The following is a 10,939-nucleotide window of genomic DNA, read 5'->3' on the forward strand; positions in this document are numbered from 1 at the left end:
CCCGCTCGGCGAAACGACACCAGAACGCCATCGAGGCGCCCAGTGCCTGCTCACCCCACGCCGAACCCTGCACGAACACGACACACGGATGACGATCGGCGAACACCTCCTCCGGCTCACAGAATGTCGAGTCACGGCTCGGCTGGATGATCTGCAGGCGTAGCGTGCGCTCGTGCCTGACCGCGTACGGGACGCCCAGATGGACGTACACATTCGTCAGACCGCGCGCGGCGTCGACCACCCGCATACCCTCAGCCGTCGCCGTTGAGTGCGGGAACTCCTGGTGGCTCACCTCACCTGGTTGCACGCGATCATCCTGACAGCAGATTTCACTCCGGGGACGCGCCATCGCGCCCAGAGCTGCGCCGTCGCGTTCAGGCAAACGTGGACGAAGGGGGTGCCCCGGAACCGCCACGAGCTCGCGGCCGGTCCGGTGGCTGCCGTGCCACACTTCTGCCCGTGACTCATACCGCCGACGCTGAATCGCGCATCGTGGAACCGCGTCCGGCGGGCTCCTCGCCGTGGGCGGTGCAGGAGCTGTCCGACATCCAGGGGGAGTGCTACCGGGAGACGTTCGGGTTCGACGACTTCTGGACGCCTACCTGGGTGTGGCAGCCGAAGCTCGCCGGGACCACCGACGGTCGCCACCGCCTCTTCGTGAGCGTCCCCGAGGGGGACGGCGACCCTGCGCGGGGCGACGGCCTCGCCGTGGCGCACGTCGGGCTGCCGGAGGCCGACAACCCGCACCTGGCGAGGATCGGTCTGTGGGTGCGCCCCACGGCCCGGGGCCGAGGGGTGGGTTCGGCGCTCCTGGCGCACGTCGAACGCGAGGTCGCGGCGCAGGGACGCACGGTGGTGCTCGGCTGGGCGAGTTCCGCTCCCGAGCCGCCGGCCGGGCCGGGTGCCCTCGAATCGCCCACCGGCGCGGGCCGGGTCCCTGCCGGCGGACCGGCGACGCGGCTGGCGCTCGGTCGCGGCTACGCACTGGGGCAGGTCAGCCGCCAGTCGATGCTCCCGGTGCCCGACGAGCTGGAAGCCGTCGTCGATGCCCGCGACACCGCCCTCGCCGCGGCGGGAACCGACTACCGGCTCCATGTCTGGCACGACGACGTCCCGGCCCGGTGGCGTGACGGCCTGGGCGAGCTCGTCGCCCGGATGTCGACCGACGTCCCCCTCGGCGACCTCGCCTGGGAGCCGGAGATCTGGGACGCCGCTCGCGTCGAGCGCTGGCTGCAGACCTTCGCCGAGCGAAACCTCCACGTGACGATCACCGCCGCCGAGCACGTGCCCACGGGCGTGCTCGTGGGCTACACCGAGGTGATGCATCCGGACCCCGAAGTCCCGTTCGCCTACCAGGGCTCGACGATCGTCCGGGACGAGCATCGCGGCCGACGGCTCGGCATGGCGCTCAAGGCACAGAACCTGGTGGCGCTGCGCCAACGCAGGCCGGGACTTCGGCGCATCCACACCGACAACGCGCAGGAGAACCGCTACATGCTGGCGATCAATGTCGCGCTGGGCTACCGGCCCCTTGGCGTGATGGCGGCCTGGCAGAAGGTCCTCTGACCGGCTCCCGCCGTCGGCCACTCCGCCTCGCGGCAGCAACGGGCCTGGCCGCACCCTGAAGGTCTATCCCAGCGGCCAGGCCCGTTGTGGTTCGCGAGCCGACGCCCCCCGACACGACTCGCTGCGCCGCCGCGGGCCAACCCCCGTTCGCCCAGCCAGACGGCAGGCCTTCCACAGTACAAACCGGCACGGCACCGTCCAAGTGCCCCAACGGGTGACCCCGACCCCCCGGCCGGCGCAGGAACAGCCCGCGCCTGGCCGCATCCGGGTTCGACCCGCCGGGTCGGGGGCCCGGCCGGCGGCAACTCACCTCACCCCCTGCGCGTGGAACAGGGTGAGGTTCGCGGCGATGGTCGACTCGGCGCCGCGGTTGCTGTTCACACCTTCGGCCGTGAGCCCGTCCGCACAGGAGCCGTCGCTGAGGTCGTACAGCGGCACGCCCTGGTCGTTCTTGCCGAGAAACCACTCCGCGCAGAGCCTGGGAACAGGGCCGAACACAGGCTCCCCGGTGAGTTGGTGGGCGAGCCGGGCGGCGGCGGCGAGGTTCGCCAGTTCGACGGGCTGTTGATCGAAGCACGGCGGCCCGCCGCCCTCACCGATGTCCGCGCCGGCAGAGGGCACGACCGAGAGGTGACCTCGGCGCATCTGGCGTGCGATGAGGAAGCGGAGCCAGCCGAGTCCCGTGGCCCGCCAGTCCGAGCGGCCGAGCGGCACCGAGGCCGACAACAGGCTCAAGGGCAGCACCGCGTTGTCGTAGCTGAGACGTGGCTCGGGCCAGCAGGACGCGGGCTCCGCGCCGCCATCGGGAAGGATCCGGCAGACCGCCGCGTGCAGGAACGATCGCGCCCCGTCGTCGTGCGCAGCCAGCCGGGCCGCGCCCAGCGCCGCGTAGGCCATGGCGCGCCGGTGGGTCGAGCTGGTCGAGGTGAACAGCGCGAAAGCCCGCGCGGCCGCGTCCCTGGCCGGCGAGGGCGCGCCGGTGGCGGCAAGCGTCCCGGTCGCCCAGATCGCCCGCCCCCACCAGTCGCCGACACCCGGCTCGTCGGTCCATTCGCCCCCGGGACTGAGCCGGTTGTGACACCCGCCGTCAGGATGGGCGGCACCGAGGACGAACGCCAGATAGTGCTGCTGGAGCCACAGGACGGCCGGGCTGGCCCGAACACTGGTCGCCAGTACGAGCGCCCGGGCGGCGTCGTCGACGCAGTATCCGAACTCGTGGGCCGGTGTGCGCCCGCGTGCGTGCTCGTGAAGGCCGAGACCGTCGGTCATCCGGACCAGATGGCTGAGGTTGGGGGGCGGCAGCGGTCCGACGAAGGTCACGGGTTCGCCCTCCCTCGGGTGATCCGCCGTCGGCGATGGACGAGCCGGCGCGCGACGTCCCGATACGCGCCCACGACCGCGCTCCAGGACAGGTGACGGCCAACCCTCGCCGATGCCAGCGACGCGGCGGCCAGCGCACCGGGGGTGGTGAGGAGCTCCCGGATCGCGGCGGCGAGCGCGTCCGGATCCTGGTGCGGGACGACCAGGCCCGCACCGCCGCCGAGCGCCTCGGTGGCGTGCGGGAAGCACGTGGCCACGACCGGACGCCCCGCGGCGAGCGCGTCGACCAGCACCCCGGAGGTGGCCTGGTCCGTCGACTCGTACGGCAGCACCACCACCGACGCGGTCGCGATCAGCCGCAGCAGGCTGCGGTCGGCGTGGTAGCCGGGGTCGAGCACGAGATTCTCGGTCACCCCGAGGCGCTCGGCCTCCCGTTCGAGAAGCATCCGGTAGGCCGTGCCACTGCTTCGACGCACGGTGGGATGGATGTCCCCGATGACGTGGTAACGGAGGTCCGGACGCAGGTCGGCCAGTGCCGGCAGCGCCCGGATCGCCCACTCGATCCCCTTGCCGGGACCCAGCAGCCCCCAGGTGACCAGCCGGTTCGGCACCATCCGTGCCGGCGCCTGCGGGGTGAAGGTCGATCCGTGGGGGATGACGAGGATCTTCTCCGGCGGTACGTGATAGACGCGCGACGCGAGGACCTGCGCGGCGTGGGTCATCACCACGACGGCGTCCGCCGCCCGGGCCAGATGCTCGATGATGGCGAGTTGCCTGCGGCTCGGGGCGGCGAGCACGGTGTGCAGAGTGACGATCAGCGGCTGCCGCACGCCCTTTGCCACCGGCAGGATCTCGGCGCCGTCCGCGCCACCGTAGATCCCGAACTCGTGCTCGATGATCGCCACGTCGCACGAGTTGAGCACGCGCACCGCCGCGACCTGGCTGTCCCGATCGCCGGCGACGAGGTGCTCCTGGACCCGCGGATGCTGCGAGGTGTCCCGGGTCGGAACCGAACGGACGACGACGCACTCGGACTCGGTGGACGACTCGATCGCGTCCGTCAGGTGCTTGGCGAAGGCGGCGATCCCGCACAGCGTGGGCGGGTAGGTGGCGACGACGCCGATCCTCATTGCGGGCCCATCTCGACGGGGCGGGTGCGGGCGGCGGTCCGGGCCAGGCGGAGCGGTCGTGACGGCGATGCCGGTGCGGAAGCGGGGGGATGGGCGTCCATCGTGATGTGCCGATCGCAGGAGTCGGCACACTGTTGAACCTCTCGGGGCTGATCATGACACCCGTGCTCTCACAGCGCAAACGCCGGCGCGGCAGCCGGGTCGAGACACGATCCTTTATCAGCCCGAGGGCGGCGGTGTGCGGATATCGCCGAAAATCGCCGAGTTCTTCCGGCCCAACCTAGGATTGCGCTGCTCCTGCGGCGGCGCCAGGAGATCGAGGCCCGGGAAGGGACGCAGTGAACTCAGGTACGTCGGCTGACGAGCATCTGGCCGCGACGGATCCGCTCGGTCCGTGGCTTTCGGCCCTCTCCCGGCTGGGCAGCGTCGGAACCTCGATCGCGACGACACAGGGGAGCGTCGGCCTGCTCGGTCCCGTCGAGGAGTGGCCGGAGGAACTGCGGGCAGCCGTGTCGAGCTGCCTGGCCTCCGAACTCCCGCTCGCCGTCGTCTGGGGCGCGACGTCCTCGGGCGTGGTGTGCAACGAAGCCTGGATCCGGGCGAGCGGACGGATCGCGCCAGCGCCCGGCGCGTCGGTACACACGGTGATGCCGGAGCTCGTTCCGGCCGTCGAAGGCGTTCTTGCCGGCCGTCCTGAGGGGCGGTTCGGGATGGTGGGCCGGGCTGGTCGTGGCCCCTTCGACGTGTGGCTGACCCCGATCGCCGACGCGGACGCCGTCGTCCGCGGAGTGCTCGCGATCGGGGCCGGCGGCGTCGACTCCGGCCTGGCCGGCCGGAGGATCGCTGTGCTCCTTGACCTGTGGACGACGACCAGGAACTGCACGGACCCCGGCCAGGTCCGCGAGACCGCCGCGACCCTGATCGAGAGCCGGGTTCCGGAGTTCCGCTCGGCAGCGGTGGTGGATGACAGCGACCCGACGACCTGGGCCGGAGAGGTCGGCCGGCTGTGTGCGCCAGTTCCGACCGAGCCGCCGTCGGCCCCCTCGACGCCGCAGCTCGTGGTCCAGGTCGAGGACGCCGCCTCGGCCGATCCGTCCCTCAGCGACTACGCGACCGCTCTGGCGGCGGTGCTCGGCGCCGCGCTCGATCGGGCCGCCGCCCGGCTCCAGCAGGGGGACAGCGAGCGGGCCTCGGACGCCCTGTGGCGCCAGGCGGTCCTCCACTCGTTCCGGGACGCGATCATGATGTTCGACGCCGAGGGCAGGGTGGTCGAGCTGAACCAGGCATTCACCGACCTCTTCGGGTTCAGCCTGGCCGAGGACGGCCCGATCTCCCCGCCGTACCCGTGGTGGCCGACGATGAAGGAGGATCCCGAACGCCACGCGGAAGCGTGGTCGCTGCTGCGCCAGACCATGGACGACCAGGACGTCGACGCCGAGCTGCTCTTCTACACCAGGGACCGGCGCCCGGTCTGGGTGCACAGTACCGGCAGCTCGATCACCCACCCGGTCTCGGGAACGACCGCTCGGATCCGGGTCCTCCGCGACATCACCAGGGCGCGTGAGGCGAGGGCGCGGCGGGCGACCGCGGCCGAGGTGTGCGCAGCCTTCGGCCAGTTCGACGACCTCGGCTCGCTGCTGGGGTGTGCGGAGCACGCGTTCGCGGTGCTCTTCGACGGCGGCAGCACCATTCAGGTCGAGGTCGGCGAGCGGTACCTCTTCGGCGAGGGCCGTCGCCTCCGGGCCCAGGACCTCACCCAGGAGGTCGAGGTCGGTCTCGCCGGCTCGCCGAACCCGGATACGGCCAGCCTCCGGCCGGGCATCCTGCTCGTCCCGGGCAGCACGAGCGCCGGGGCCCGAGCCTGGGTGCAGTTCCCCAGGCCCCGCAGGATCAGCGCCGACGAGATGGTCGCCGCCGACCTCCTCGCCCACGCATTCGGCCTCGCGGTGGATCGCCTCGTGGACGCGCAGAGAGCCGCCGACCGCACCGCGAACCTCGAGTACGCCGTCGAGAGCCATCGGATGATCGGACAGGCGGTCGGCATCCTGGTCGAGCGCCATCGGCTCACCCCTGCGAAGGCTTTCGACCTGCTCAGGGCAGCCAGCCAGACCCGGAACCTCAAGTTGCGGGAGGTTGCCCAGCGGGTGATCGAGACCGGCGTGGACCCGGACAGCGCGTAGCCACCCGACAACCCTCGGGAGATCCCGCGATATCCGGGTACTGGAACAGTGCCTGAGGCAGTCCTCGGTGCGACCCGGGTCCCATCGAGGGGGTGCGCCGGTTGAACCTACAGCCGGCGCACCTGCCGACGCTCGCCCGGCCCCTCCTGCCCCGCCCACCGGCCGCGGCCGCCCGTGGCCGGGTCGCCCTCCCGTCCTGGGCGGGTCGCCGCGGAGCTGTTCCGTTCGGACGGCCAGGGCTGGTTCCCGGCTCGGTGGGCGAACTAGGCTCCCTGCGTGTCCGCCGTCCGCCCTCCCCGCTCCCGGGGACGAATGCGTCACGGCCGGACCGCCACGTTCCTGCTGGCACCGAGCCTCCTCGGGCTGGCGGTCTTTCTGCTGTTGCCGATCGTGGTGGTGATCTGGCTCTCGCTGAACCGCTGGGACCTGCTCGCCCCGATGCGATTCGTCGGCCTGGCCAACTACGCGGACGTGCTCACCGATCCGACCTTCGGCAACTCGATGCTGCGCACCGTGATCTTCGTGCTGTCGGTGATCCCGCTGCAGACTGCGCTGGGACTGTTCCTCGCCGTGCTGCTCTCCCGCGGCCTGCCCGGCTCGACCGTGTTCCGGGTGATCTACGTGATCCCGTGGATCTGCGCCCCGCTGGCCCTCGGCGTGGTCTGGAAGTGGATCCTGGCTCCCTATGACGGGGCGCTGAACAACCTGCTGGGCCTGGACGTGGAGTGGCTGTCCGACCCGGTCTGGGCGATGCCGGCGGTGGCCGGCGTGACCATCTGGTCGCAGGTCGGCTACACGACGCTGTTCTTCCTGGCCGGACTGGCCGCCATTCCCGACACCCTGGTCGAGGCGGCACAGCTGGACGGGGCGTCGGACTGGCAGACCTTCTGGCAGATCAAGGTGCCCCTGCTCGGCCCCACCCTCTTCTTCGTGCTGGTCACCGGGGTGATCTCCGCCTTCCAGGCGTTCGACCAGATCTACGCGTTGACCCCGAACGGCGGCCCGGAGGGCACCACCGACGTGATCGCCTCGCGGATCTACCTGGAGGCGTTCCAGGGCGGCTTCAACCTGGGCAGGGCCTCGGTGATGGCGCTGGTGCTGTTCGTCATCCTGGTCGTGGTCACGCTGGTCCAGCAGCGCTTCTTCTCGAGCAGGATCACCTATGACCTCAGCTGAGCCCACCGCCGTCGGAGAGCCCGCCCGGATCGACCGTGGCCCGGCCGCCGGCCGCCCCGGCCGGCGCCGGCACGCCCGGATCGCCGATCTGGCCACCTACCTGGTGCTGCTGGCCGGGGCGCTGCTCACCCTGGGACCCTTCGTGCTGAGCTTCATGACGGCGTTCAAGTCGCCGCAGCAGTTCGCGTCCGAGCCGGCCCTCAGCCTGCCGAACCCGTTCACCACGGAGAACTTCGTCACGCTGTTCACCGGCTCGTACGGCTTCATCTCGCCGATCGCGGTCACCGCCCAGATGGTCGTGGTCATTCTGGCCGGTCAACTGGTCTTCTCGATCATGGCCGCCTACGCCTTCGCCAAGCTGCGCTTCCGCGGCCGCGACGCGCTGTTCTGGGTCTACCTGGCGACGCTGATGATCCCCCAGGTGGTGATCGTCGTCCCGTTGTACGTGATGATGGTGCAGACCGGCATGCGCAACACCTTCTGGGCCCTGGTGCTGCCGTTCATGTTCGGCTCGCCGTACGCGGTCTTCCTGCTCCGCGAACACTTCCGCAGCATTCCCGACGACCTGATCGACGCCGCTCGGATCGACGGCGCCGGGGACTGGCGCATCCTGTGGCAGATCGTCGTGCCCCTCTCCCGCGGCATCGTCTCGACCCTGGCGATCATCACGGTGGTCAGCCACTGGAACAACTTCATGTGGCCGCTGATCATCACCACCGGGAGGGACTGGCAGGTGATCACGGTCGCCACCGCCAACCTGCAGAGCCAGTACAACGCGAACTGGACGCTGGTGATGGCTGCCACCACCGTGGCGATGGCGCCCCTGCTGGTGCTGTTCGGCATCTTCCAGCGCACCATCGTCGAATCCATCTCGCTGACTGGCTTCAAGTGACAGCCGGTCCCCGATGGCCTGACCATTGGTCCAGCCCTAGCTCCAGAAGGAGAAGACAGTGACAGCTCCACTGAGTCGTCGAACGTTCATGACCGGCCTGGCCGGCGCGGCCCTGCTCGGCGCTGCCGGCTGTTCGCCGGCCCAGCAGCAAGCCAGTTCGTCCGCGTCCGCGTCCGGGTCGGGGGCCTCGGGCTCGGTCACCGTCCGGCTCTGGGACGAGCAGGTGCAGAAGGCGTACGACGCGTCCTTCGCGGCGTTCTCCACGCAGAACCCGGGCATCACCGTCAAGACCGTGCTGGTGCCGTGGGCGGACTACTTCACCAAGCTGCGTACCGATGTCGGCGGCGGGAACGCCGACGACATCTTCATGATGAACGGCTCCTACCTGCAGCCCTATGTGACCTCGAACTCCCTGCTCGAGATCGGCTCGGACTTCGACTCGCTGAAGAGCGACTGGGTGCCGGCGGCGGTCGAGCAGTACACCCGCGACGGCAAGCTGTGGGGCGTCCCGCAGCTCACCGACGGCGGCATCGCCATGTACTACAACAAGACGCTGCTGGACGACGCCGGGATCACCCCCGAACAACTGACCGGGCTGGTCTGGGCGCCGGACGGCGGCAGCGCGGACACACTGCTGCCGATCCTGAAGAAGCTCACCATCGACAGCGCCGGCAGGCGTGGCGACGAGAGCGGCTTCAACGGCGCCAAGCCCACGCAGTGGGGCTACTCGGCGGCACAGGACCTGCAAGGCATCTACTACAACTTCATCGGTTCCAACGGCGGGCAGTTCCAGGACGACACCGGCGCCTTCGTGTTCGCCTCGGACGCCTCGGTGGCGGCCTTCCAGTACATCGTCGACCTGATCAACACCCACAAGGTGTCGCCGGCGGCGTCCAACACCAACGACAACGGCGACTTCACCCGCGACCAGTTCCTGCAGGGAAAGATCGCGCTGTTCCAGTCCGGCGTCTACAACCTGAAGAACGTGTCCGACGGGGCGAAGTTCGAGTGGGGGATCGCGCCCCTCCCCGCGGGGCCCGCGGGCGCGGTGTCGGTGGTCAACTCGGTGATCGTGTCCGGCAACGCCAAGACCAGGAACCCCGAGGCGACCACCGCCGTGCTGAAGTGGCTGGGCTCGGGCGACGGCGCGAAGTTCATCGGCTCGAGCGGAGCGGCGATGCCTGCGGTGACCAGTGCCCAGCAGGCGTTCACCGACTACTGGTCGGCCAAGCAGGTCGACCCGTCGCAGTTCGCCAAGCAGGGTTCGATGCCTTCCATCTCGGCGCCCGCGGGGGAGAACTACGGCGCCGCCTACAGCGCATGGAAGCCGATCTTCAACGAGATCTTCCTCGGACGCACTCCGGTCGCCGAGGGACTCCAGAAGGCGCAGGATGCGGCCAACAAGGCGGTGTCCGCCTAGCGGCGCCCGGGTCGGGGCAGCAGGAAGCCCCGACCCTCGCTTCGCCGCGGCCGGCGATCATCGATCCGCCCGGACGCGGTGCGCGCGGGGCAACGGCTCGGCGGCGCCGCCGGAACGGGGGTCGCCCGGGATCAGTGGTTGCGCAGCGCGTGGACGAGTTCGGCCTTCGACATCGTCGAGCGGCCCCTGATCCCCAGCTCCCTGGCCCGCGTGAGCAGTTCCGATTTCGAGCGCTCGTCGTAGTCGGCCGCCGTGGCACCCTTGCGGCCCACCGCCGAGCGGGACGTCCGGGCCGCGGCGTTGGAGACCCGGGCGGCCTTCTCCTTGCTGGCGCCCTCGTCCCGCATCGCCTCGTACATCTCGGGATCCTTCACCGAAGGTCCGGGGTCGCGTCGTGGCATCTGTTCCTCCTCACTCACCGATGGCACACAGGTACCCCGCCCGGTGCGCGCACAACCCGCGCCCGGCCCGGACTTCTGCTTCCCGAGCGGGACAGCCGTGCGGCACCGGCCGCGCCACGATGCTCATCCCCGGTTCGAGCCGGCGACCCGCCGGCGCCGCCGGGTGGGCAGGACGGGCTAACCGGCCTCGATCTCGATGTCGAACCGGGCGGCGGCGTCACGGATGCGATTCCGAATCTCCTCGGCGTCCTTGTGGCTGTACTTGTCGGCATTGGACCTCTTGTTGATGTAGGACCATGCGGCCCGCACGTGCTCCGCGGAGTCGATCGGATACTTGTGGTTGGTCGGATCGGCGAATGGGACCTCGCCATACTCCTTCTCGCCCCGTTCGGGGTTGACATCGCTGCGCTTCCTGATCGCCATGTCCATTTTCGCTTTCCCGGTCGTCCTGGCAGGTGGTCCGGCCCGAGCGGACGTGTCCTCGCCGCAGGGTGGCCGGCCCTGGCACGGACCGCGCGTCCGGTGCGTCCATCAGTAGCGCCGCCGCGGGGATCCGTCGATGACCCCGTACCCGCAACCGTCGCGGGTGAACCGACATCGTCGTGCGCGAACCGGCGGTTCGCCGGGCCGCAGCCGGAGCCCCGGTGCCCCGTAGACACCGCCCAGCCGATCGAACAGGGCGGCCTCCGCCTGTCCGCGACCGGCCACCGACCAGGCACCCACGCAGGGGGAGGACGGCTCCACGATCCCTTCGGCCCGGGGCAGCGCGCACGGCGCCCTCCGCTGCTCCTCGGGTGGGGCCGTCACTCTCGCGCGCCGCCCTCGCTGCGCCCACCCAGCGGGGCGGGCCGCTC

10 protein-coding genes are annotated in these 10,939 nt (G+C 70.7%); 5 read left to right on the forward strand and 5 right to left on the reverse strand.

The window, feature by feature from the left end:
- Positions 1 to 307, reverse strand: a 307-nt coding sequence (locus QM633_RS05420; RefSeq protein WP_415152711.1) for a hypothetical protein, incomplete at its 3' end; no start/stop codon positions are given.
- A gap of 152 nt (positions 308 to 459) precedes the next feature.
- On the opposite strand from QM633_RS05420, the gene QM633_RS05425 reads away from it, so the two are divergent.
- Positions 460 to 1,566, forward strand: a complete 1,107-nt coding sequence (locus QM633_RS05425; protein WP_415152712.1) for a GNAT family N-acetyltransferase — start codon at positions 460 to 462, stop codon at positions 1,564 to 1,566.
- Between the two features lie 306 nt (positions 1,567 to 1,872).
- Here the strand turns inward: QM633_RS05425 and QM633_RS05430 are convergent, their stop codons facing one another.
- On the reverse strand, positions 1,873 to 2,886 hold the full coding sequence (locus QM633_RS05430; protein ID WP_415152713.1) for a hypothetical protein: 1,014 nt from the start codon (positions 2,884 to 2,886) through the stop codon (positions 1,873 to 1,875).
- Positions 2,883 to 4,016 carry a glycosyltransferase gene (locus QM633_RS05435; RefSeq protein ID WP_415152714.1) on the reverse strand — a complete coding sequence of 378 codons (1,134 nt, stop codon included), beginning with the start codon at positions 4,014 to 4,016 and terminating at the stop codon, positions 2,883 to 2,885. The genes QM633_RS05430 and QM633_RS05435 overlap by 4 nt, the downstream gene beginning before the upstream one ends.
- A 338-nt stretch (positions 4,017 to 4,354) precedes the next feature.
- Here QM633_RS05435 and QM633_RS05440 point away from each other — a divergent pair, with 338 nt between their 5' ends.
- From QM633_RS05440 to QM633_RS05455, 4 genes are all read left to right on the forward strand, one after another.
- Positions 4,355 to 6,196 (forward strand): ANTAR domain-containing protein, encoded by a 1,842-nt coding sequence (locus QM633_RS05440; RefSeq protein WP_415152715.1) that lies wholly within the window; start codon positions 4,355 to 4,357, stop codon positions 6,194 to 6,196.
- Positions 6,197 to 6,472: 276 nt separating this feature from the next.
- Entirely contained in the window at positions 6,473 to 7,372 is a 900-nt protein-coding gene (locus QM633_RS05445) for a carbohydrate ABC transporter permease (protein ID WP_415152716.1), read from the forward strand.
- Positions 7,359 to 8,264 carry a carbohydrate ABC transporter permease gene (locus QM633_RS05450; protein WP_415152717.1) on the forward strand — a complete coding sequence of 302 codons (906 nt, stop codon included), beginning with the start codon at positions 7,359 to 7,361 and terminating at the stop codon, positions 8,262 to 8,264. The genes QM633_RS05445 and QM633_RS05450 overlap by 14 nt, the downstream gene beginning before the upstream one ends.
- 58 nt (positions 8,265 to 8,322) lie before the next feature.
- A complete protein-coding gene (locus QM633_RS05455) occupies positions 8,323 to 9,684 on the forward strand; it encodes an ABC transporter substrate-binding protein (RefSeq protein ID WP_415152718.1) in 1,362 nt (453 codons plus the stop codon).
- A 131-nt stretch (positions 9,685 to 9,815) separates the two neighbouring features.
- On the opposite strand, the gene QM633_RS05460 is transcribed toward QM633_RS05455, so the two are convergent.
- Together QM633_RS05460 and QM633_RS05465 are read right to left on the reverse strand one after the other, a co-directional pair.
- Complete coding sequence (locus tag QM633_RS05460; protein ID WP_415152719.1) at positions 9,816 to 10,085, reverse strand: Rho termination factor; 270 nt, start codon at positions 10,083 to 10,085, stop codon at positions 9,816 to 9,818.
- A 177-nt stretch (positions 10,086 to 10,262) separates the two neighbouring features.
- Positions 10,263 to 10,508, reverse strand: a complete 246-nt coding sequence (locus tag QM633_RS05465) for a DUF6582 domain-containing protein (protein ID WP_415152720.1) — start codon at positions 10,506 to 10,508, stop codon at positions 10,263 to 10,265.
- Positions 10,509 to 10,939: the final 431 nt, after the last annotated feature.

Source organism: Propionicimonas sp. (assembly GCF_047606205.1).
GTDB lineage: Bacteria > Actinomycetota > Actinomycetes > Propionibacteriales > Propionibacteriaceae > Propionicimonas.

Bases quoted from the DNA above. Each gene is read 5' to 3' on its own strand.
- QM633_RS05435 (WP_415152714.1), bottom strand. From the start codon at position 4,016: ATGAGGATCGGCGTCGTCGCCACCTACCCGCCCACGCTGTGCGGGATC.
- QM633_RS05450 (WP_415152717.1), top strand. From the start codon at position 7,359: ATGACCTCAGCTGAGCCCACCGCCGTCGGAGAGCCCGCCCGGATCGAC.
- QM633_RS05460 (WP_415152719.1), bottom strand. From the start codon at position 10,085: ATGCCACGACGCGACCCCGGACCTTCGGTGAAGGATCCCGAGATGTAC.
- QM633_RS05465 (WP_415152720.1), bottom strand. From the start codon at position 10,508: ATGGCGATCAGGAAGCGCAGCGATGTCAACCCCGAACGGGGCGAGAAG.